Below are 25,004 nucleotides of genomic sequence, written 5' to 3'. Positions count from 1 at the left end.
TTACTCCTTCGGTACAGGGCCGGTGATGCTTGAGTTGCGTGAGTCGCCTAAAACGGAAATCATGAGCATTGTTGCACCAACGACTGTGACATAGACACCAACATCAAATGCTGCAGCAGATGGCAAATGCATTTTTCCGAGAATGATCGGCTCTACATAAATATGAGCACTGGTCAGGAATGGTCGACCCCAGAACCACGCAGCGACCCCAGTCAGACCAGCAATAGTTAAGCCAGTACCAATCCAAATTTCATAAAGACGCCCAGACTTTGCTCGTAAGAGTTGTTCAGTGTGATCTTGACCTAGTGCAATGTACTGAATCACAAGCGCCATTGATGTAATGAGACCTGCGATAAAGCCACCCCCTGGAAGATTATGTCCGCGTAAGAAAATATATAAGCTGACGACTAAGGCAATCGGAAGGACCCAAGATGCGGTCATTCGGAACATCAACGGTGATGGATTAAAGCGATAGGTTAAGCCTTGTGTAATGGTCGTACCATGAGCACGCATTCCATCCATTAAACACAGTGTCCCAATCGCAGCAATACCCAGTACTGTGATTTCACCAAAGGTATCAAATCCACGGAAATCGACTAAAATTACGTTCACAATATTTGAACCACCACCAAGCGGTAGAGATTGTTGAACAAAGAACCATGAGATTGAATTGTGATCACGCGTTAGAATCATCCAAGTGATCCAACCGATTCCTAGGCCTCCGATGATTGCAATCACCGCATCTCTCCAACGACGAGTGCGTGAAGATTCATAAGGCGTAAGTTGTGGTAAGAGGGACAGACTCATCAGAAGTAAAACAGTTGTGACAACATCGACTGTGATTTGTGTGAGTGCCAGGTCTGGTGCTGACATCGTAACAAAGACCATCGTCACGACAAGACCGATTGCTCCACTGATAAGAACGGCTTTAATGCGTTCATGGTGAAACCAAAGCATCATCCAGCACGCTGAAAACAGTAATAACCAAAGCACGATTGCAACCAATGGTGCATGCGTCAGTTCGCGTGTACCTGCATAAATACCTTGACCAATGAGAGGCATGGAGACTAAAGCAACAGCAAAAATTAATATCCACAATAAATAGTTTTGTAGAGAACCTGTTTCTGTTGCTCTTTTTAATTTTCGCGAATTTAAGAGCAAATGTTTGAGAAAGAGATCAAACAGGACTTTACCTTGAAGTTTGCCAAGTATTGGATCAAGGTCAATGTCACGAATTCTACTGTTCTTCGCAAGACTAAAATAAAAAATAATACCGCCAATCAATGCAATCGCACTCATCAATAAAGGCACATTAAAGCCATGCCAGATTGCTAGATGTACGCCTTTAAAAGCTGGAAGGTTGGTGCTTGCTCGTGCACCAGCATTGACGATATCGCCTACTAAGAGCGCTGGTAATAGACCCACTGCAATACATAATGTAGCTAATAAAATTGCAGGTGCACGCATACCAATTGGTGGTTCATGCGCATCTTTATTTGGAATCGCTTTGCCTAAATCACCATCAAAAAATACGCCATGAACTAAACGAATAGAATACGCGACAGCAAACAGACCTGCGAGTGTTGCAATAATTGCTGCGAAGATACCTACACCACCCGAGAGATTCGCTAATAGTTCAGTAAAGAACATTTCTTTGGATAAGAATCCATTGGTCAGTGGTACACCAGCCATTGAGGCTGCTGTGATCATGGTTAAAGTCGCTGTAAATGGAAGTAACTGCCATACCCCACTGAGTTTTCGTAAATCACGTGTACCTGTTTCATGGTCGATAATACCAGCGATCATGAATAATGCTGCTTTAAAGGTCGCATGGTTAATGATATGAAAAATAGCTGCAGCCACAGCGAGTGGTGAACCAATCCCAAGTAAGCAAACGATCAAGCCTAAATGACTAATGGTGGAGTAGGCAAGCAAACCTTTCAGATCTTCCTTAAAAATGGCAAAGAACGCGGCCATACATAAGGTAAATAAACCAATGAATGTGACGAGGTTATGATACAAAGCAGAACCAACAAAGATCGGCATTAAGCGCGCCAGTAAGAAAATTCCGGCTTTCACCATTGTCGCTGAATGCAAATAAGCTGACACGGGTGTTGGAGCAGCCATTGCATTTGGCAACCAAAAATGGAAAGGGAATTGAGCACTTTTGGTGAATGCACCTAAAAGAATAAGGAGCAAGGCTGGCACAAATAAATGACTCGATTGAATCTGCGCCGTCATATTGAGGATTTGATCAATTTGATATGTGCCAGTGATTTGACCTAAGAGAATAAAACCACCGAGCATGGCTAAACCACCCATACCCGTGATGGTTAAGGCCATTCTTGAGCCACGCTGTGCTGCTTCGTAATTACTCCAATAACCTACTAAAAGAAATGACGAAATACTGGTCATTTCCCAAAAGACAAGAAGAATAAGTAAATTATTAGAAAGTGAAATGCCGAGCATGGCGGCCATGAACAGCATCAGTAAGAAATATAGCTTACTTAGAGAGTTTTTATGATTTAAATAATAATAAGCATAAATATAAATGAGCGTCCCAATCCCTGTAATAAGAAGGGAGAAGATCAAGCCTAATGCATCAAGTCTAAAGCTTAAGTCGATACCAAACTGTGGTAACCATGACCAATGTTCAGAGAGGACTTGACCTTGAAAGACGTCTTTGGCTTGAGTCAGCAACAAGATAAAACTTGTTAAGCTGACTCCAATTGCCCCTAATGCTGTCGCCCCGCGAGAGATTTTTTGCAGCCAGAGGACAAGAAAAGTGCCAAGTATTAATGGTAACAATATAATAATCGGTAGCACACTCGTATCCATAGAGTTGTAGGTCGGAACCTATGATGAGTTTTATCTTTCAAAAGCTTGAGGATGGCAAAGAGTCATCCAACTACTTAAACTTTGAAAGCCGAACGAATTTTAAAAACAAAAACAAGTTGTGTTGCGCAACTTGGAAAGCTAATGCAAAGAAATAGACATTTTTTGATTAAAAAATGAATGAGTAGATTTTATTACATGTATAAAATTACATCAAACTTTTTAGCTACACAATTCAGAATTATAGCGAAAAAAAGCTTAAATTTCTGTTTAAATTGAGTGAGTCATACCCGATTAATTCATCTAATTCCAATCAATTAGGGTGATGAAATACTCGATAAATCTCCAGCTTGGAGATACTCAATAAAGCGCTGTTTTTCTGACAATGATAAATTTTTGAAGTATTCAAACAAACGCAAGCCATCAAGCGTATCAGTAGATCGACTCACTTCAGTGATTTGATCATCTTGTAAATCATTAGCCATGAGTTGAGCAAATAGTTCATCATATTGTTCCCTGATTTGGTTTTGTTCTACTTCAACAATTTTTCTATTTTCTAACTTAAAATGTTGTACATCTACTTCATTGTTTAAAATCAATTCAGAGCATGCAGATGCGATAATTTGAATTTGTGGGAATGCTTCATGCAAACGGCTGAGTACGTTTTGCACAAAATCTTCATCTACTTGAGCATCAATATTGTCAATTAATAGAATGCCTTCACCATCAAGGCATGGGTCAATACTATGAGGATTCAGGAGACAAAGTCGTCTGACAATATCACCTACTAAACACAACCATTGACGATACGAATTAGATAATTGCGAAAAAGGAATTTCTTGACCATTTTGTACCAGCATCAATTGGATCTTGGGCGTGTATTCAATATAAATGTCACTGATCGATGGGAATAATGTCTGGATGGCTTTCTTGAGTGCTTTGAGTGATGGTAGTTGCATCTCTGCTTCAAGATTCAATAATTTTGCAACTAAATCCTCTTGGTCATGATGAGAGGATAATTTTTGATTGGTTTGAATTTTTTGAAAAACTTGTGCTAATCGTGCATTTTCGATGTCACTAATTTCACGAAACCATTCGAAGAACCGAGCAAAGGTTGTATAAGGGAGTGCTGCAAGTTCGTAGGCTGCATGTGTTTGTAATACAGCAGGATTATTTTTGCTTAGCAAATTCACTTCGTTGATAAAACGATCAGAAGGATAGTAGGCCACCATAGGCATGCCTTGAGCAGGATCTTGTTTGATCGCTTGTTGATAAAGATGAACGAGTGATTCTAATTGAGTCGTTAGCGCTTTACTATGACCTACACCTTTACTGGTTAATGTTTTATAGAGTTGCCATTCGCACAAACCATCTTCATTGTGTTGCACAGTCACAGCCTGTTCAATAGATCCAATATCAGTGGGATATTGAACACAAATATCTATTTTGGCTTGAATGTGTTTGTGCTTAATATCAGAATCAAGCATGACTACACCAGCGGTTCTTAAATCTTTGGCACGTGCAGCAAACCACGTTAAAGCTTGATAAATATTTTTAATAATCGCAGTTTTACCAGAGGCCTGATCACCTAAAATAATAGATATTGGTCGTTGAGTTGGATTAAATTTAATTTTTATATCTGAAAAATGATAACAGTGACGTAACTGAATAGATTGAACTTTCATATTTTGCCTGCAACTTATCGTAGGGGATTATGCTGTTGCTTTCGTTTTAATCGTGGATTTAAGTTTGAGTTGTTGTATTAAATCATAAATATGATGAATATTTAAGCTGCTTTTTGCTCGTGTGCATGCAACATAAAGTAAACGTAATTCTTCATCGCTAATTTTATGTTCTAGTCCATTAATTTTAAATTGGTAATCATCTTCTAAATGCACACGATTCCACTCTAAACCTTTGGCTTTATGAGCGGTTGAGATTACATAGTCCGCTTGTTCAATGGGTGTGATTTTGGCAAGTGCTCGTTTAAGTGGGTCTGTACCATGTTCATCGACCAATTTAACCAAAGGCTTGATGTCACTACCATCATTTGTTTCACAATATTCATGCACATCATGCCAAGAGTTGAACCAAGCTAACTCTGGAACGTCCGTTACTCTTTTACCTTGTTTAAGTAAGCTTGCAGCATCAACAAAGCGATTTAATTTCGCATGATCGGCTTGTAGGCTCACTTTGTCTCCTTGAACTAACCCTGAGAGTAAAAGTTCCATCGCGCGTGCGTTAGTACGGCACAAAATCGCATCTCGCATTTTGGTATGAGGCTTGTTGACGACTTTTGATTGGAGTTCGGGGTTGCCAATCAATGGAACAGTCTCATTGAGTGCTCCTAATAAGTGATTAGCAACTTCAGCAATATCATTACCAAAACGGAATGAAGTGGTTAGGCGCGATTCGGGTAAAGGCATTTGTTGCATCGCATTGACTGCCCCACGCCATGCATAAATTTGTTGATGTGCATCGCCGACATAGATGACTTGCGTACTTTTTTGTTTGAGTAAAATCCCCAGCATTAGGGGGTCAGCATCCTGTGCTTCATCAAATAATACATAGTCTGCGGGTATAAAAGGATCTGATAAAGCCCATAATTTGAGATAGATATCATGCCCAATGCCAGCCTGATGATTAGGGTCGATTGATTCTAACCAACGACGTTCGACTGCAGGATAAAGGTGTTGCTGTAATACCGCAATATCGTCAGCATGTAGCCAACTTGGTGCTTGAATATGGCGGGGTGCAGGATATTGCGAGCTTGTTGAACAGAAATAACTGACAGCATTTGCAACTAAGCCAGCTAAACGACTAGGCATGAGCGCATATTTTTCGTAACGCCCCCCCATGAGTCGGCGTAATGTGATGGGTTGCAAACGGTATTCTTTGGCAATAAAGCTCGGGCTCAAGCGCGGGAGTCTAAGTTTATCTGTCACTCCACGTGGAACGCTTCGAAATGCTAAAGAGTGGAATGTACGACAATCCACGCGCTGATGAAATTTTTGTTGAGCCTCGCTGGCAATCGCTTTGTTAAAGGCAAGATACATACCGCGACGCTGTTGCATCGCATCACTGACTAATTTAAGCGTTGTTGTTTTACCTGTACCTGCATAGGCAATCACTTTGAAGGATTGACCAGATTGCGCTTGTTGAATCGCAATTTCTTGTTCTAAGGTAGGTTTGACAATGACAGACACAGGTTAATAAATCTTCAATGGTTTTAAAATGATCAGTGAGTATAGCAAGAATTTACAAAGGGGAGAGTTCAATCTTCTTCTTTTTGGATGGGGAGTCTTCGGCGACTTAAAAAGCCGAATTAAATAAAAAAGCCATGTTTGAACATGGCTTTATAAGAGTAAATTAATGCGTGCGATTCGCTTTTTCAACAAGTCCTGATAGACCCTGACGTCGTGCAAGCTCATTTAAAACGAGTTGAATATCAAGATCGAAGTAACCCAGCATGACTATGGTATGGAACCAAACATCAGCAACTTCATAAATTAAATCATTTTGGTGATCCAGCGTCGCTTCTTGTTTGAAATCTTTAGCAGCAATTACCGTTTCAAAACTTTCTTCACCAATTTTTTCTAATATTTTATTAAGACCTTTATGATAAAGCTTTGCCACATAAGAAGAGTCAGGATCTGCAGATTTACGTTCTGCCATCATTTGACCAAGATAATGTAATACATCGACTTGCTCAGCTTGAGCTGTTGATGCATTCATCACTTTACTATGCGCATTCTCAGACTTTTCGCCATAAATTTGGTTCGGATCTTTCAATTGAGCGTCTACAATTTCCCAACCGTTTGATGTTAAGCGGCGATAAAAACATGATTCACGTCCCGTATGGCAAGCAATGCCACCATGTTGCTCAATTTGAAGAACGATCACATCAGCATCACAATCTAAACGAATTTCATGCACAGTTTGGAAGTGACCTGATTCTTCGCCTTTATGCCACAATTTGCTACGTGAACGAGAGTAGTAAACAGCTTGATTTTTTTCTGCTGTAAGTGCCAAAGACTCACGATTCATCCAAGCCACCATCAACACTCGACCTGTTTGATGATGCTGAGCAATGGCAGGGATTAAACCTTGTTCGTTAAATTTTACTTCATCGAGCCATTGCGTATTGTTCATAAGGATTTCACCAGAATTAAATGAGACACTACAAAATTGTAGGTCATTAGTTTAAGCGAATAAATCTTTGTAGGGGAGAGTAGAAATTAATTTATTTAAGATCTTGCATGTATTCTTCAAAGTTTTGCTTATGGATCATTTCTAGGAATGTATCCCCTAATCGTTGACTTTCAGCTACAGACTGTTTCCAAACCTTGATTCGTTTTTTTTGATCAAGCCCTTTCAGTGTGAAATCTTTGCGATCAGGAAGACGTCCTAAAGGAAGTGATCTTAAATAAGACTCAGAGGGTGAAATCAATACGGTTCGTGCTTGATATTCAGCATTAGATCTACGTTTTTTGAGGAACTTATCGAACCAACCTGGTGTTATTTGATCTGTAAAATGAGGGTATAGGACAATCCCATGACTCGGTAAAGGTAGATCAATATGATAATCGATTAGCCCGCCATCACGATAAGCAGCGACATCTGCACCTTCGATATTTCTGACCGCTGGCATCAAAAATGGAATGGATGCAGATGCCATTAACCAATCTTCTAAATTTTTTTCAGTCAACGCATAATCAAGGTGTTCGAATTCATTTTTGATGAGTGAAAGTCGTGAAGCGTTGTGTGGTTGGGCAATTGTACGTTGCATGAAGTGCCCAATTTTAGCTCTCGAAAAAGTATTGAGACCGATAATGCCAGCGACTGCACGGGCCAGCATAAGAGGGTGATCACTTTGAAATTTTTTCGATGACTTTACTGCCAAAATAGCCAGATGGTAGTCGGGATGATCAATAATTTGATTGGTTTTACCTTGAAGGAGGGCTTTAAGCATGCCGCGACAGACATCTCCAACTTCAAGAATATTCATCTTAGGTCGAAATTCAAGATGGGTATATAAGTCTGCTAATTTGGATGTGCCTGCTTGTGCACCATGCGCTGCAATACTTGCAAAACGCCAACTCCCAATGGATGAGCCTATTAAAGTTCGCTTTTTCGGTGCTTGAGCAAAGAACTCACCAAAAACAGCTTGGTCCAATCCTTGAATTCCAATACCTTTAGGACCACCTGCTGCTCCAGGAACAAAATCAACCGCACTGGCTTGTAAACCTTGTTCTTCAAGGACCTGTTTTGCTTTATAACCTACATGAATATTCAAGCAAGGTTGAGTGTTCTTGAGGATATGTGTCATAAGCAATTCAGCGACTAAAAACCTATTGAGGTAGCAAGTTTTGACATGAGATAGTGAACTTATTTCACCATACGCCAAATGGCAATAAAAGATGCCAACACAATTAAAATCATGGAAATAAACCATGGTGCGATCACAGCGATTGAGAGCAGAATTGCGATTACACTTCCGAAAATCCAACTACGCTTTTGCTGATGCTCCATTTGCAAGCGCAGCGTTTGAAGTTCATTCAATTGTTTAGCATGCCATGCAGACTGATTTTTTAAACCGTTAAGACTGTCAATCAGTAAAGTCGGTAAATCCTGAGCGCCCAATAACAAGTCTGGGATTTTTTGTCCTAATTCTTTAATATTTTTTTGAGGATTCATTTGGGCTTTAACCCAATCCGTTAGAATTGGCTTTGCTAACTTCCAAATATCTAATTCAGGATAAAGGTCTGTACCTAAGCCTTCAACATGCACTAAGGTTTTAAGCAATAACATCAGTTGCGGTGGGATTTCTAAATGAAAACGTCGAGCAATGTCCATCACTTGGATCAATATGCCTGCGAAATCTAACTCATGCATCGGTCTCGAAACCATAGGTCCTACTGTACGACGCATTTCACGTGCTAAAGCATCTTGATCCGTGCCTGGTGGAATCCAACCTGCTTGATGCACAATCTGAATCAATTGCATGAAATCACTGTTCATGACTGCCAGCAACATACGTGCTATCGTCATTTGATCATGCTTGGAAAGCTCGCCCATGATGGCGCAATCGAGCGCAATAAATCTTGGGTTTTGCGGATTAATCGTTTCTACGAAAACATTACCCGGATGCATATCTGCATGGAAAAAATTATCGCGAAACACTTGAGTAAAAAAGATTGTTAAGCCTTTTTCTGCTAAGTCTGCACGATTCATTCCTAAACGATCAAAGGTCGCAGTATCTGAGATAGGCACACCAGTGATACGCTCTGCCACCATTACATCCGGACTATCCATATATACTTCAGGCACATACATCATGCTTGAGCCAGTAAAATAATGGCGCATACGTCGTGTATTTTCGGCTTCAAGAGTCAAATCGAGTTCATTTAAAATGATTTGACGATAATCTTGAATAATTTCTGATAGATGTAAAGCACGGGCAGCTTCTAGCCTTTTTTCTAAATAGTGACCAAGCCATTCTAAAATTTCAAAATCTTGAATAATTTGAGCACGTATATTCGGGCGAGTTACTTTCACGACAACTTCACGCCCATCGTGAAGAGCAGCGGTATGTACTTGGGCAATTGAAGCAGCAGCTAGCGGCTTATCATCGAAGCGCTCAAATAATGTGGAAACATCTGCTTTAAGTGATTCTTGAATTCTTTGCTTAGCCACACCAAGATCGAAAGGTTTAACACGATCTTGTAATAACACCAATTGTTGTAATATTTCTGGTGGAATTAGATCGCGACGCGTAGAGAGGAGCTGCCCTAATTTAATTGCGAGTGGCCCCATTTCTTCTAAAGCTTCTTTAAGCTTTAAAGGATTTTTACGTTCTCGACTAGAAAGTGCAGCAGGATGCAAACGTATAAGATTCAGCAGGGGGCGAACCTTTGCAGGAATATCTTCCGCAGGTACCAACGTGTCGAGTCTATAGTGCGCAGCTATACGCCAAAGTTCGATTAAACGTCTAATGTGCGGAATCATATATGCAATTACCTGAAATCTACGAAGGGTTAAATTTTGATTTTAAAAGCTGAATTTTTGCTTCTAGTCGATCAATATCTTGATTAAGCTGGCGAGTTCCGTGGAGAAGATCGTCCATTTGCCAACGTGGTGCGAATAGTCCAGTATCTTCTTTTAAAAAGTCTTCCGCAAAAAAAAGATGAGATTGAAGTGACTTAATTAAATGTTGTGGTGCTAATTGAACTTTGCCGATTTGACTTGCAAGATTAGGTCCGATCCAATCACTCAATTGCGAAGCGAGGTCTGGCTCAGCATTTTGTATAATTTTTTGAATGTCTTGCAGAAGGCGATAGTCACCTTGAACGGGGATATTGCCAATGTCATCTGCTAGAAATAGTTTGCACAAGTCGACCACATTATTAACATGCAATGTGGAGTCTGCTTCAGTAATCGTGTGAGCTTGCTCCCAAGGCCGCTGTTCGAAAATAGAGGGTTGAGTGCTATGACCTGTTACTGTTGGTTCTAAACGAACTTTATTTTCATCAAAAAACACATCAACGGAAAGCTGTGGCGCATCGATCACAACACGAAGCATTTTCCCTTGTAATTGGTTAAATTGGATACGAGTAATCGCATCCAAATTAATCCAATGATGTATGGTTTTTTCAACTGCACCCAGTGCTAAGATTGACCACATGACGAAGTGCTACCTGCGGTTAGAGTTTAAAACCACGGTGAACTGCAACAATACCACCTGTTAAATTGTGATAATCGCAGTTTTGGAAGCCCGCATTTTCCATCATGCTTTTCAATGTGCGTTGGTCTGGGTGCATACGAATTGATTCAGCAAGATATTTATAGCTTTCAGCATCATTTGCCACAATTTTACCCATGATTGGTAAAGCAGTGAATGAGTACAAATCATAGAGTTTTGAGAAAGGCTCAAAGACTGGTTTTGAAAACTCTAATACAAGTAAGCGACCACCTGGTTTAAGTACACGATACATTGCTGCAAGTGCTGCATCTTTGTCTGTTACATTACGTAGACCAAAACTGATGGTGAGTAAATCAAAACTGTTGTCTTCGAAAGGCTCGAGGGTTTCAGCATTCGCCAGTACAAAATCAACGTTGGTACAACCCGCGTCGATCAGACGGTCGCGACCTACATTCAGCATGGATTCATTAATATCAGATAATACAACATGCCCAGTAGGACCAACTTCACGGCTAAATACTTTCGCTAAATCACCAGTACCACCAGCGATATCTAAAACGCGTTGCCCACGGCGAACGCCAGACATATTAATGGCAAAACGTTTCCACAAACGATGAATACCAAATGACATTAAGTCATTCATAATGTCGTATTTTGCGGCAACTGAATGGAAAACTTCAGCGACTTTTTGCGCTTTATCTTCAGAATTTACGGTTTTATAACCGAAGTGTGTCGTTGGTCCAACGTTTCCAGTATTCGCACCACGTGGCAAATTATATTTCGGTACTGAAGAATGTACTGGCGTATCTGTCAGTTGCTCTTGTAGTGATTGTTGCTGACCTTGAGGTGCGCCAGTTGGTAATGGATCTGTTAAAAAAGGACTCACGTTGTCTTTATTATTTGCCGGCTCAACCTGAGCATGAGGCTGTTGATTTTCATTAGACATTCGAGTCACTCCTGAACACAAATAATATTAAATCTGAATTAAACTGCATAATGACAGATTCTTCAGTTTTTTTCAGTCTAGATTATGCAATTGATATGAATAATATACAGAATTAAAGCGAAGTTTCATCCATGAAATGAGAAGATGTTCTTTTATTTTCGATATTCTGACCAGACGCTTTTACGCTTTTTCGGCTGATCAGAATCTTGGCTGATGAATTTTAATTAAGCGATTTGGAAGGGATTTTCTTTCCCTGTGTGGACATTATTCACGATGATTCGCTCTTTTTCTGTAAAACTCCGAATGAAGGTCGCAGCCGATTTCATTGGTTTCATAGCGACAAAGCCTTCACCAATAAAGTCATACATCAGTTCAAAATTATATTTGCTTGCTGCACCTTTACACATTTTAAACGCTGTGTGCATGATGAATGAACGCATGTATTTGTCCAGACTCAGACCGAGCTCATCCAACAGATTGAGTTGTTCATGGCGCGCTTGCTCTTGATCTAAAGCCACTAGAGTTTCACGCATCATTTCATCAGTAATGGGTTGGTCTTTTGGATAATGTTGGAGTAAATACTGTGCAACTTGTTCATCCAGTTGCATCGCCAAGACCGCCAGTCCTACAGATTTTAACCCAGTTTTAATGGCATTTTCTGGAATGATTTTTTCAGCTTTGTGTGCGTATTTTAGTAAACGTTCGATTTGCAATGCTAGGTCATCAAATTCAGGGCTACCATAAAGACGGTTAATAAAATATTGAGCCATCAGCTTATTTTTGTCTTCAGCGAATAACTCAGCATGTGTGTGAAGTATGCGCTGTTTTAGCCAATTTTGAGCATCATTTAACCTTTGTTTAAGTGCCGGATCCTGATGATAATTGAGTTGTTTGTATTGTTCTAAAAGTTGATCTAATGCAGCAAGTTTGGACATGTTCTAGCTCAATTAAAAGGACTGAAAAAAGCATAATAGGTTGGATTGCGCTCGACTATGACTGTTGAAATCTAAAATAAAACCTTTCAGGTCAGTCATGGATGAAGACAATTGCAATAAATTGTACCTGAAGATTTAAGTTGATACTGTTCCTTGCGTATACTGTCGAAAATACAATAATTTTGAGTGGGCTATGTCTGAACCAAAACAACAATTTGATAAAAATACTGATCAACCCGAAGATAAGAACAAAATATTTGATGCAGATCAGATCAATTTAGACTTAATTGAAGCGCAATATGCTCTCAAAGATACACGTGGTAAGAAAAATGCCAAAAGCTTAGTGGTGTTGGTAAGTGGCATTGAGTTAGCAGGTAAAGGAGAATCGGTTAAGCAATTAAGAGAATGGGTTGATCCACGATATTTGAAAGTCAAAGCTGACCCTCCTCACCTTATTCAGCCGAATATCCCATATTGGCAACCTTATGCACGTTATATTCCTGCTGAAGGACAAATGATCGTCATGTTTGGAAATTGGTATAGTGATCTTTTAGCCACATCCTTACATGTTTCAAAACCATTTGATGAAACCATGTTCGAAAATTATTTGCAGCAAATGCAAAGCTTTGAGCAGGATTTAAAAAATAATCATGTTGATGTCGTGAAAGTTTGGTTTGATTTATCGTGGAAATCATTACAGAAGCGTTTAGATAAAATTGAACCTTCGGAGCAGCGTTGGCATAAATTGCATGGGCTGGATTGGCGCAATAAAAAACAATATGAAAATGTACAACGATTGCGTCAAAAATTTACCCAAGACTGGGTCATTATCGATTGTGAAGATGAAGTATGTCGTGATCAGAAATTCGCAGAAGTTGTATTAGCGCGACTGAAAGATTTGCCAAATCATCCTCAAAAAATGCGCCAAAAATGGCATCAAGCGGATATCCCAGAAATTTTAACGTCCCCCAATGAAGCAGTACTTGAAAAAGATCAGTATAAGGCTGAACTCAAGAAACTGACCAAGAAGGTCGCTGAAGCATTACGCGCAGAAGGACAAAAAACGGTGATCGTTTTTGAGGGGATGGATGCCGCAGGTAAAGGTGGTGCGATCAAGCGTATTGTGAAAAAGCTCGATCCAAGAGAATATGGAATTTATAACATTTCTGCGCCCGAAAAGTATGAATTGGCGCGGCCTTATCTCTGGCGTTTTTGGAATAAACTGCTTGAAGATGAAAAAATCTCGATTTTCGATCGCTCTTGGTATGGTCGTGTATTGGTGGAAAGAGTTGAAGGTTTTGCAACGGATGTGGAGTGGAAACGTGCATATGATGAGATTAATCGCTTTGAAAAAGATCTAGTAGATACGCAAACAGTCGTTATTAAGTTTTGGTTGGCCATCAGTCAAGAAGAGCAAGCCAATCGTTTCAAAGCACGAGAGGAAACACCGCATAAGCGTTTTAAAATTACGGCTGAAGATTGGCGTAATCGCAAACGTTGGGATGATTATTTATTGGCTGCAGCAGACATGCTCCACCGAACACATACCGAAGATGCGCCGTGGTATATCATTGCTACCAATGATAAATATACTGCACGCCTTGAAATTTTGAAGGCAATTTTGAAACAATTAAAAGTAGATGTTTAGAGCTGGTGAGAGGTATAAATAAAGCCCTTACAGGGCTTTATTTATACGTATAAGGTTTTATGGGTTAAGCGTATTTCACAACATTTGCTTGTTGTTTTTGTTGAATGCTTTTGGCAAGTTTATAGCTTTCTTCAACATGAGCCTCAGCCACTTTTTTCATGACAATATAACCCAAGCTAGCTGCAATAATTGAACCGCCCAATGGAATAAACTTAGTCACTTGCTTGGTCAACACTTTGGCTGCCATATTGTTCAGCGAAGCTTTAGCGGCAGTACGAGCCACGACTAGACCAGAAAACTCGAAACCGCGTTTGCGTAGTTCGTTCCAATGGATTTTTTTGGTTTGAGGATCAAAAACGCTGATTTGTTCAGGAGCTAAGCCAAAGCGAGCATTAATTTCTGGAATTAAAATTGACAACATACCTACGTCAATCACAACATCTAAAAAGGGCACAGGAATGACAGCAACACCTGCTGAAACATAAGAGCGTTTTTTGACGAGTTCAAGACATTCATCTCGAATTTGTTCTAAATTTAAATTTGGGTCGATTGTTTCTGGAATTTTATCAATTTTCATTTATTTATCACCTAATCAAAGTCTATGGTTCTCGATCCATCACATGATGAACATAGCGCGAGATGAAAGTTTTATTAAAGTCATAAAGTAAAAGTGACATAGTCAGATTAAGATGTATAGTAATTTATGTTTATGATTTTGTTCACACAACTTCATAACGTGTTCGTTGAATGGTGAAAGGGACCTTATGGGAATTCATGTAATTCAAAGTCAGCGCATTGAAGTTCTGGTACAAGGCATCATCACGACTCAAAAGCGTCCCACGAACAACCCATTTGCAGTCCTACAGCAACAACATTTTGTGGTGCCTTCTGCGGCAATGCAAGAGTGGTTAACCCAACGGTTATCTGAGCACCAAGGCATCAGTGCAAATACATTTTTCCATCAACGTATTCGTGGCTTTCAATGGTATGCCTACCAGCAAATTTTGAGTGACAAAGATAAAGTACGTAAAGCGAATATTCCACGTCTGATTATGAAGTGGCGTATTTTCCAAGCACTCAAACCTTTTATACAGCGTGCGCATAATCAGCTTGAGGTTGAACATCCTTTATTCCCATTAATCACACGTATCTATGACAGCGCAGCACGTATTGAACAGTCAAATGAACAATATCGAAAAAAAATGAGCATGTTGTATTGGGTGTCTGATCAAGTGTCAAAATTGTTCAGCAATTACATGATTTATCGAGCAGATTGTCGCCGAGCATGTGAATATGATTGTCGTTGTCCTGAAAATTGGATTCAGGTATGGGGGCGTAATGAAGCACTCAATATTGAACAACAATTACAATATTTAAATGATCAAGATTCCAGTTTTAAATTTTCGCAGGCACAACAATTAGAGGCTTGGCAACGTTGGTTATGGCTCAATATTTTTCATGAAGACTTTGTTGAAATGCAAAGTATTGATCATGATTTTTGGGGTGTACTTCGTGATGAACAGCAACAGAAAATAGCCCTCAAAAAACTACCACAGCAACTGATCGTTTTTACACTCTTGGATTTACCACCAAGTCAATTACAGTTTTTGCGCCGTTTGGGTCAGTACATTGATGTGTTGATTTTGCATTACAATCCCTCACAAGAATATTGGGCGGATAGTGTCGATCCGAATTGGAAAAAACAATATGACTTAAAGCTCAAAGAGCGATATATCGAAAAGTTTCAGCAAAAGCATCAAAGAAAACCAGCTGATAATGAAGTTGAGCAGTTTTTTGAGAATTTTAGTCTGAGCTTTAATGGGCTGGCACGTGAGTCCAGACATCCCTTATTAACACGAATGGGAAAGCAGGCACGTGATCACTTTTCTCTGTTGTCTAACCTTTCCTCGGGTGATGAGGGGCAATGGATAGATGCTTTTGTGGATGAAGCACCGCAGCATTTACTGAGCCAATTGCAATCAGATATTTTACATTTGGTTGAACCTCAAGCTCAAAGTTATGTATTAGATCCAGCAGACGATTCAATCCACATTCATGTTTGTCATTCCGCTGTACGACAGCTTGAAGTCTTAAAAGATCAATTGACCCGATGGCTTGCTCAGTCAACAGCAGAAGCACCACGCCGTCCGAGTGATATTTTAGTTCTTGCGCCTGATCTGAAGCAAATTGAGCCTTTGATACGGAGTGTGTTTCCGCAAAAAAATACTGCAACAGGTGTTTATCTGCCAGTAAAGCTAGCTGGTATCACGCAGTTAGATACAGTATTGGCATGGCGTTCAGTGTTAGGGCGAATTGAACTGATACAAAGTCGATTTACCATTGATGATTTTGCTGATTGGTTGAACTTAGCAGCGACCCAGGTGAGATATTGCTTAGACATTAACGGGGCTGAGCGCATCTTATCGTTGTTGAGACAAGCGGGATTTCGACGAGGTTTGGATGAGCAACATTTGCAAAAAACATTGGCGGAGTATGATCAAGACTATCGGTTCAGTTTTAAGTATGCCTTAGATCGTTTGGCGCTGGGTGTGGCTGTTCCAGTTCATGCGATGTTTCAGGAGACCTTAAGTTCTCATGTAGTGGACTCGGGTGATTTTCACTTAATTGCCACGCTCATTGAAATATATAAGCACTTTGTAGAGCGTCGAGATTGGCTCACGACGATTGAAATCGAAAATGATCAAGAGACGTCAGAGCATGTTGAATTTTGGCTCAATCGTTTAATTTTAGAAGTTAATGAGTTTGAAAGCGCTGGTGTAAGCTCGTTAGAGATGATTAAAGAGATTATTCAAAAGCAAATAAGAATGCTAACGCTAGCAAATTTCTATGAAGAACATGATCAAGCCATTCTTAAAAACATACGTTTGCCTTTGAGCTATATTCTGACTGAAATCCAAAGCACCCTTGAATCGCAACTTGATTATGCATTGCCAACTGGACAAATTACATTTAGTCAAATTGGTTTGATTCGGCCAATACCGTATAAGTTAATTGTCATGATGAATTTAGATGGCGGGAAGTTTCCAAATCGGGAGAGCCATTTACCTTTTGATTTAATGGATTTACTCAAGCCAATGATTGGTGATCGATCACGTTTAGATGATGATCAAGGTGCTTTTTTAGACGCTTTGTTATTGGCCAAAGATAATCTCTGGCTATTCTATAATGGTTTTGATGTAGCCGATGGTGAAGTGCGAGATCCATCAAGTAGTGTTCAGGAATTGCTCCAACATCTCGCGTGGATCATAAAAACATCAGATCAATCTTCCTCGAATCCTCTCATTGATATAGATGGCATTCAAGTTCATCAAAATTTGAGCACACTCTATACGGTGCATCCTTTGCAACCCTTTGATCCTGATGGTTTTCAGCAACAGCATCAGCGCTATGACGATGAATGGTATGCCGTGGCTTCTAACCTCAATCGTCAGGATCAACGTGGTCATAGAGCGGCTTGGATTAATACCTCGCTTGAATTGAATCAGGACATCATGGTCTTGGACGCTGAACAATGGATCAAAGATATTTGTTTTCCTGCGCGTCTTTATTTAAAAACCGTAGGCGTATCTAATTTAAAGGATCAGGATTTACCTGAGGTGAATGAGCCGCTGTTATTAGATGGATTAGCACGATACTCTATTCGTGACTTTTTACAACAGCAGCCTAATGTTTCGAAGCTTCAGACTGAATTACTCAGTGACCAGCTTCCTGTCGGTAAATTACAAGAAGTCAGTTTGAAAATGAGTCTGTTAGAACATCAGCAGTTATTAAAAAGGCAAAAGTACTATATTGATGAGCCGACCAAAATCACTCAGCGCGTCATAGCAATAGATGATATACATCTTCAAGTGACCGTTCCTCAAGGGGATGAGACGAGTTGGGTGAGTGTTTCAACATCCAGTGCACGCGCACAACGACGAGCACATGTGTGGTTAGAATACTTACTTTGGTTAAGTTATCGAGACTTACCAGATCACCTTGCAACTGAAATGCAGCGCATCCAAATCTTTAGCGATAAAACCATCATGTGTACTGGCCTGACGACGAAACAAGCTAAGGATATGCTTTCCCAATGGATTCATGCATATAAACAAGCTCAGATAGAGCCTCTCGTTTTACCTGCAGCATTGCTGATGAAACTTGCGGTAGATGGAAAAGCATTAGAATGGGTCACTGATGAAGAGGGTCATCAGCAGTTAAACAACTTCGATAAGCTATTAAATGAGTGGAATAAAAGCGATGCCTTTCTGAGTTATAGTTTAAATGGCAGCGAAGAAAGTCATTTGCACCGAGATTGGCAGTATATTTTACAAGATTTAGATGCTGAGCACCTATTAAAACAAGCGTGTGATCAGTTTGCTTATGTCTTATATCAGCCGATATATATGTATCAATCGGAGGCTGAAATATGAGTCAAAAGCCTATAGTCTCATATCAGCCAATTGTGGATATGCATTTCACTGGATTGCATTGGATTGAGGCTTCTGCGGGGACTGGAAAAACGTATACGCTCTCCAGCCTCATGGTCAGAATTTTATTAGAAGAATATTTACCAAAGCAGATTATTGCGACGACATTTACACGCAAAGCAGCGGCTGAATTGAAAAGTCGAATTCGTGCACGTTTAATCGAGGTACTTGGACTTTTAGAGTCATGTCGTGAGCTAACTCAAGATCAAGTTCAGGCGCGTGCAAAATTAGAATCAGATATTTTATATCAAGTGATTTTAAATCAATTTTCTGGCTTGATTGCACATGCATGTGCACGTTTAAAATTGGTGATAGATCAGCTTGAAGAACTCTTTGTTGGGACCTTAGATAGCTTTAGCCAAAAGCTTCTTCGTGAATTTGCATTTGAGAGCGGTAAAATTGAACGAATGCAAATCACCAATGATGCAAAACAATATACGGTTCAGTTAATTCATGATGAATTACGGGCATGGATTCAACAGCAGCCTCAATCAACTGTAGATTATTTGCTGCTTAAGAAAAAAATTAAGTCACAAGATGCTTATATCGATTTAATTGAAACGAGTTTGAATTTTTCCTCTGCTTATTTCAAAGCAGTGCCAGCGCCGACCATAGATGTAGACGCTTTCAGAACTCATGCAGAGCGCTTCATACAGATCGAGCTTGAAACGCTAGATTCATTAATAGACTTTTATGATCCTGAAGGGCAGTATTATGCTGTAGTCGCAAAGAAGTGGCGCGATCAAGATAAATTAAAAATTACACTCACGCAGTTGTTGCCTGAATTCCTTGATCAAGTTAAATCCCAAGGCATTGAAGTCATTTTTGCGTCGCATCTCAGCACTCATCTTAGTCAGTTGAATGAATTGAGAAAAAAAGTTCTCAATAAATGTCCCGTCGATGTTTTGGCGGCATTTGAGCAACATCCTATTATTGTTGAACTTGCTGAGTTTTTTAAACACTTTGATAAGCTCAACCAACAACTCGAGCATTTGGAGAGTTATTTACAATATTATTTAGCGCAGCAAGTAAAACAACGTCTGCCAGAATTGCTACAGCAAAAATCCGAAACCACATTTTCACAGCAAATTCGAACTTTGGCCGAAGCACTGCAGGGAGCGCAAGGTCAGGAGTTTGCAAAGTACGTTCACGCGCGTTACCCACTTATTTTAGTGGATGAGTTTCAGGATACCAACCAAGATCAAGATGATATGTTGGCGCAGATTTGGAGACATCCAAGTCGTGTGAAGCAGGGTTGTATGATTATGGTGGGAGACCGTAAGCAAGCGATCTACGGTTTCCGCGGTGGAGACATGCTCACGTTCCTAAAAGCATATCAAGATGTTGAAACTAAAGCAGGGCGTTTTTACCAACTTGTGCATAATCATCGCTCAGTGAAACCATTGGTCGAAGTCGTCGATGCATTGTTTCAACAACAAATGGATTTTGGTGAACAAGTTGAATATACGCCTGTTACAGCAGGTACTCGACCGCATCCAGGATTGATCCAATCCGGTTTAGAAAATTATGCTCCGCTTCGTTGGGTTCAAGTAAATGATAAGGAACACGAGTTAGAGCAGGTTGCTTGGAAGATACTGGATTTGCTCAATCAGGCTGCCCAAAGTCAGCTATATTTCGAAAAGCAGGGGCAACGTATTGAGCTTCAGGCAGATGATATCGCTGTTTTGTCTCGTAACAATCCTGATTTAGATAAAGTTCATCATCACTTATTGATGTTAGGCATTCCTGTAAATCGACCTTCACGAAAAAGTGTCTTCAAAAGTGGAATTGCTCGAGATGTTGGTGCAATTTTGACAGCCATCATGAATCCATTTGATGAAGCTAAATTAAAGAGAGCTTTACTTACACGATTGATGGGTTTTAATTTACATCGTTTTTTGCAACTTCAAATTCAAGCAGATGGCTTAAGTTTATTTATCACGAAATTTGAAGAAATTCGTGAAATGTGGATGGGCCAAGGCTTTTTAACAGCATGGCAAAGTTTCCTCACAGAATTCAAAGTTTGGACAAACTTGGTTGAGCAATTCAGCTATGACAATGAACGCGAAGTGGTCAATCTACGGCACATTTCAGAGTTGTTGAGCCAAAACAGTGATGAGTTAAGAGGTATGCATACCCTTTATCATTGGTATATGCGGCAGCTTTCAAATCCGATGGAAAGAGAGTGGGAAATTGAAAGACAGTTGAGTAATCAAGCGGGCGTTCACCTTTTAACTATTCACCAATCTAAAGGATTGGAGTTTAAGATTGTATTCTTGCTTGGCGCAGATCGTAAACTGTCAGATCGAAGCGAACTTAACTTTTCAATTCGTGAAGTGCAGGATCATGGAACTGGAAAGTCCGTCGCACAACGTGTCGTGGCGTTAAAGCGTGAAGAATTATTGGAACCATTAGAGGTTGAGCAACATGACCAACGTGCTTTGGCAGAGCATCGACGATTATGGTATGTGGCCTTAACTCGAGCACAACACCGCGTTTATTCAATGATGAGTGATCAAAAAGGGCAATCTATTTATGGTTTGGCGTTTTGGCGTGGTCATGGTGCGAACCAATTTCAGCATGCTTTCAGTTTAGATGAGCCATGTTTAGAGCAATGCCCTGAGAAAGTAATCGCAAAAAAAGAACATCATACTGTTCAAATGATTGCGCAGAAATATCCTCAAGTTCATTTTTATCCTAGAGCCAAAACCAGTTTTAGTTATCTCGCACAACATTTGAGTCATCAACAAATTAAAGATCGTATGGCGGCTCAAGATATGATTGAACATCATGCGAGTGATGAGGTCAATGCTGTGACGCTCGTGACTCCATATCAATTTGAGGATTTGGATCATCAACAACCTTTGAGTTGGATTCGTGCTCATTTTCCGATGGGAACATTAGCTGGAAATTTCCTACATGAAATTTTTGAACATATCGATTTTCAAGATCGCCGAGATTGGACATTAGAAATTCGCCGCCGTTTTAAAAATGCCTATTCGAGTTTATGGGAGCAATTATTCGCTAAATTTCAATCAGATTTTCCTCAACATCATGATGCCGAGCAACATCTGTTAGAAATGATGGCTGAATGGTTAGCAGAGGTTTTAGAGACACCTATTCAACCTGAATTTCGACTCAAACAATTAGTACCTGAAGCACATTTGGCTGAATTTCCATTCTATTTGGCTTTAGCAGACCGAATATTTGGTATTCAGCGTATTCAGCAATTATTTTTAGAGTTTGGGCTTAATATGCCCGAATTCAATGCTGCAAATTCAGCACGTTACCTCAATGGTTCAATTGACTTGGTTTATTATGATGGGAAGCGCTATCACATTGCCGACTATAAGAGTAATTATCTCGGAAATCATGTGGAAGACTATTCAGCTCAAGCTATTCAGCTGAGCATGACGCATGCAAGTTATTGGCTACAAGCAGCCCTATATTTGGTGGCATTACATCGCTATTTAAGTATTCATATTGATGACTACAACATCGATCGAGATCTTGGTGGTGCCAGTTATTTATATTTACGTGGGATGAATGGCACTGACCAATATGGATTTAATTATTGGCGTCCTAGTTCAGAATTTATTCTAAGATTAGATGCAATATTGGGCTATTTTGCTGAGGATAAAAACAGCAAAATAGCATGAATATTTAAATGAATTTATTATTAATCATTAATTTATCTTGTGGATAATATTGATGATAAATGTGTAGATAACTATGAGGATAACTGTGTGGAAATTAACCAGAATGAAAAAGTTGATGTTCCTCAATGGGTAACAACTTGGGCTGAATATATCCTAAATCAGTATCTTTCATCAGATGATTTAAATGAACAATCCATTAACACCATTGAACAAGTTCTGATGGCATCTACTGTCGGCGATAGTTGTATTGATTTGAAAGGGGAGGTTATCCAAGATCTGAGTAAGTTGCTCGTGAGCGCAGAGCTTGCAGAACAACAGGTCGCGCCTTTTGTTTATGATCAGAACTATTTGTATTTATATCGCTATTGGCAATTAGAGCAGCGTTTAGCTCAACAAGTTTATCGTTTAAAGCAGCAAACGATAGTGCCTGTAGATTGCACAAAATATGAAAAATTATTAATCGATCCATTTCAAAAGCAAGCCTTAGAAATAGTATCAAGGCAAGCGCTGAGTATGATTACAGGTGGTCCGGGTACAGGGAAAACGTATACTCTAGCGCGTATTATTGCCGTATTAAATGAGTCGAATCATCAGTTAAGAATCGCAATGGCTGCACCGACAGGGAAAGCTGCACAGCGAATGAAAGAAGCATTGCAAAACTCATTAAATGACGATGCAATGCTCAATATGGGTTTGGATATTGCCCACTTAAAGCAGCAAAATACGTTAACGATTCACCGTCTTCTGGGTTTAGGGCATAGCGCTCAACCTAAATACAGTCTGAAAAAGCCATTACCCTATGATGTGGTGGTGATTGATGAAGCCTCAATGCTCGATCTCAATCTCGCGACGATGCTTTTTGAAGCAATTCCAGACCAATGTCGTTTGATCTTGTTAGGGGATGCACAGCAGTTGGCCTCGGTTGATGTGGGGATGGTATTGGCAGATTTACAACAAGTAAAAGCGCTTAAAGACCATCACGTCAATTTAGTGACCAGTAGAAGATTCAAAGCAGGTGCAAAAATCGGTGATTTGGCAAGGTTCATCCAATCACATGAATGCTCACCACAAAGCTCGAAAGTTGATGTATTGGCTAAATTTGAGAAGGAGATTTGTAGAGCGTCTGAAATCCAACAGATTAATTTAGCTGAGCTTCAAGAGGATCTTGTTCAACTAGAGTATTTGAATAAAGAATATTCAGATCAAGATTTAAAAGCCTATTACCTTAAATTAAGCTCGGGGTTTACGGATTACTTTAAAGCACTCAACCTTTATGTCAGAAATGGATATCAGCAGCAGGATGTGGCTGAAATTATCCAAAAATTTGATGATTATAGGATCTTAGCTGCAGTGAGACATGGACATTTGGGATTGAATCGTTTGAATGATGAAATTGAAAGGGAGCTATTTCAGCACATGCGGATATCACGACACGACCTTTGGTATATTGGTCGCCCTGTCATGATGACATATAACGATTATCAACTCGGGCTTTCTAATGGTGATATTGGGATATGTCTCAGACATCGCCAGTTTGCTGATCAATTTGAAGTATATTTTCCAAGTCTTGACCAATGGTTTCCAGCATCACGTTTACCAAAGTCAATGCAAACCTGTTATGCGCTGAGCATTCATAAGTCGCAAGGTTCTGAATTTAAACACACTGCAGTTGTATTAGATGAGTTTGCATCACGTCTATTGAGCCAAGAATTATTGTATACCGCGATTACGAGGGCAAAAAAAGCAGTCAGTTTATTGGTGGATACTGATGCTTTATTTGAGGCAATAAACATTAAAACAATAAGAAAAACAGGTTTATTGAATAAATTAAACACTTTATTTATATCTAATATTTAACGATTGGTTGAAAATAGAAAACCTTTGTAGGAAATATCTTACAAGGATTCGAGAAATTGGCGCATAGAGCTTCGTACAATTTTTTGCGATGATTGCTTGCATAAAAGGTTCAACACGGAAAGTTGAGCAATATCGCATAATTACAATAATTTATAGTCGAGAGACTGCGAACTTACAATGATGTAAGTGATAAAAGAGGAAACTTACAGCCGCTAAGCCTTGTAGTTTTGGGAGAGACTACAGGGCTTTTTTATATACATATAAGATTAAATTGATTACATAATGTACGTAATTTCTTACATAAAGATCAGAAAACTGCGACTTGTGTTGCATAATGAATCTGGCAAAATAGTCATATAAGGAAATGAAACCTTAAGAACAAGGACCGTATTAATAATAAATGTGTGTGCAGCACTTACAATAAAAATATAAATAACAGAATCATAACTAAAATATAAGAATCTACAGCGCAAAAAAGGCCCTATGACTTGTCATAGGGCCTTTTTTAACCGTTTATCTCAATTTTAATTTTTAGGCATCTTTATACTTGTTTTGACTTAATGATTCTATTAAAGTGAGTAAAAATTATCACTTTATAAAAAAACCATGAAAAAATTCATAATTTTAATCATTTTGGTGAGTCTTGTTCTGTTTGGGTTGTATAAATGTTTTAAGCCTGCAGATCAAACTAGTTCCTCAGTCGCTCAGATTGATTTTTTATCTGCTTCTGAGCGTGGACAGCAAACGCCAATATCGCCTAACGAAGATAAAGTCGAAGATTTAAATGAGTCTGAGAAGATGCCTGTTACTGATTCTCCAGATTTAGTAGATCCGAAGAGCGATTTTTCGATTAAGCCTATTGATCCAGAAACTGATCCAGCCAATCAAGTGTAATTTTTACCCTGCGCACTAAAAACATAACAACGGAGAAC

The 25,004-nt window shown here is 39.5% G+C and carries 15 protein-coding genes; 5 read left to right on the top strand and 10 right to left on the bottom strand.

What is annotated here, in order from left to right:
* The 9 genes from AC1M9N_RS07365 to AC1M9N_RS07325 all read right to left on the bottom strand — a co-directional run bounded on the left by AC1M9N_RS07365 (position 1) and on the right by AC1M9N_RS07325 (position 12,418).
* Complete coding sequence (locus tag AC1M9N_RS07365; protein WP_481954521.1) at positions 1–2,838, bottom strand: monovalent cation/H+ antiporter subunit A; 2,838 nt, start codon at positions 2,836–2,838, stop codon at positions 1–3.
* A gap of 314 nt (positions 2,839–3,152) precedes the next feature.
* Positions 3,153–4,520, bottom strand: a complete 1,368-nt coding sequence (locus AC1M9N_RS07360; protein WP_481954520.1) for an AAA family ATPase — start codon at positions 4,518–4,520, stop codon at positions 3,153–3,155.
* Positions 4,521–4,547: 27 nt separating this feature from the next.
* On the bottom strand, positions 4,548–6,041 hold the full coding sequence (locus AC1M9N_RS07355; protein WP_481596127.1) for a UvrD-helicase domain-containing protein: 1,494 nt from the start codon (positions 6,039–6,041) through the stop codon (positions 4,548–4,550).
* Positions 6,042–6,204: 163 nt separating this feature from the next.
* Positions 6,205–6,987, bottom strand: a complete 783-nt coding sequence (gene hisIE, locus AC1M9N_RS07350) for a bifunctional phosphoribosyl-AMP cyclohydrolase/phosphoribosyl-ATP diphosphatase HisIE (protein WP_092767251.1) — start codon at positions 6,985–6,987, stop codon at positions 6,205–6,207.
* Between the two features lie 91 nt (positions 6,988–7,078).
* Positions 7,079–8,164 (bottom strand): patatin-like phospholipase family protein, encoded by a 1,086-nt coding sequence (locus AC1M9N_RS07345; protein WP_481954518.1) that lies wholly within the window; start codon positions 8,162–8,164, stop codon positions 7,079–7,081.
* A 59-nt stretch (positions 8,165–8,223) separates the two neighbouring features.
* Positions 8,224–9,843: an ABC1 kinase family protein gene (locus AC1M9N_RS07340; RefSeq protein WP_481954517.1), complete on the bottom strand. Its 1,620-nt coding sequence runs from the start codon at positions 9,841–9,843 to the stop codon at positions 8,224–8,226.
* A gap of 19 nt (positions 9,844–9,862) precedes the next feature.
* Positions 9,863–10,519 carry a ubiquinone biosynthesis accessory factor UbiJ gene (locus AC1M9N_RS07335; RefSeq protein WP_481954516.1) on the bottom strand — a complete coding sequence of 219 codons (657 nt, stop codon included), beginning with the start codon at positions 10,517–10,519 and terminating at the stop codon, positions 9,863–9,865.
* Positions 10,520–10,538: 19 nt separating this feature from the next.
* Positions 10,539–11,483, bottom strand: a complete 945-nt coding sequence (gene ubiE, locus AC1M9N_RS07330) for a bifunctional demethylmenaquinone methyltransferase/2-methoxy-6-polyprenyl-1,4-benzoquinol methylase UbiE (protein WP_481597478.1) — start codon at positions 11,481–11,483, stop codon at positions 10,539–10,541.
* Positions 11,484–11,707: 224 nt separating this feature from the next.
* Positions 11,708–12,418 (bottom strand): DUF8198 family protein, encoded by a 711-nt coding sequence (locus AC1M9N_RS07325; RefSeq protein ID WP_481954515.1) that lies wholly within the window; start codon positions 12,416–12,418, stop codon positions 11,708–11,710.
* A 193-nt stretch (positions 12,419–12,611) separates the two neighbouring features.
* Between AC1M9N_RS07325 and pap the strand changes: the two genes are divergently transcribed.
* Positions 12,612–14,066: a polyphosphate:AMP phosphotransferase gene (gene pap, locus AC1M9N_RS07320; RefSeq protein ID WP_481607857.1), complete on the top strand. Its 1,455-nt coding sequence runs from the start codon at positions 12,612–12,614 to the stop codon at positions 14,064–14,066.
* 64 nt (positions 14,067–14,130) lie between these two features.
* On the opposite strand, the gene AC1M9N_RS07315 is transcribed toward pap, so the two are convergent.
* Positions 14,131–14,643 (bottom strand): hypothetical protein, encoded by a 513-nt coding sequence (locus tag AC1M9N_RS07315; RefSeq protein ID WP_035264037.1) that lies wholly within the window; start codon positions 14,641–14,643, stop codon positions 14,131–14,133.
* A 187-nt stretch (positions 14,644–14,830) separates the two neighbouring features.
* Between AC1M9N_RS07315 and AC1M9N_RS07310 the strand changes: the two genes are divergently transcribed.
* From AC1M9N_RS07310 to AC1M9N_RS07295, 4 genes are all read left to right on the top strand, one after another.
* A complete protein-coding gene (locus AC1M9N_RS07310; protein WP_481954514.1) occupies positions 14,831–18,499 on the top strand; it encodes an exodeoxyribonuclease V subunit gamma in 3,669 nt (1,222 codons plus the stop codon).
* Positions 18,496–22,215, top strand: coding sequence for a UvrD-helicase domain-containing protein (locus AC1M9N_RS07305; RefSeq protein WP_481954513.1), 3,720 nt, complete (start codon positions 18,496–18,498; stop codon positions 22,213–22,215). The genes AC1M9N_RS07310 and AC1M9N_RS07305 overlap by 4 nt, the downstream gene beginning before the upstream one ends.
* 87 nt (positions 22,216–22,302) lie before the next feature.
* Complete coding sequence (gene recD / locus AC1M9N_RS07300; protein WP_481954512.1) at positions 22,303–24,072, top strand: exodeoxyribonuclease V subunit alpha; 1,770 nt, start codon at positions 22,303–22,305, stop codon at positions 24,070–24,072.
* Positions 24,073–24,678: 606 nt separating this feature from the next.
* The gene (locus tag AC1M9N_RS07295) at positions 24,679–24,966 is read left to right on the top strand and encodes a hypothetical protein (protein ID WP_481954511.1); all 288 of its coding nucleotides are present in this window, start codon (positions 24,679–24,681) and stop codon (positions 24,964–24,966) included.
* Positions 24,967–25,004: the final 38 nt, after the last annotated feature.

Source organism: Acinetobacter sp. ANC_7655 (genome assembly GCF_056784015.1).
Note: the sequence above shows the minus strand (reverse complement) of the source record. Positions and strands in the feature narration are given on the sequence as shown.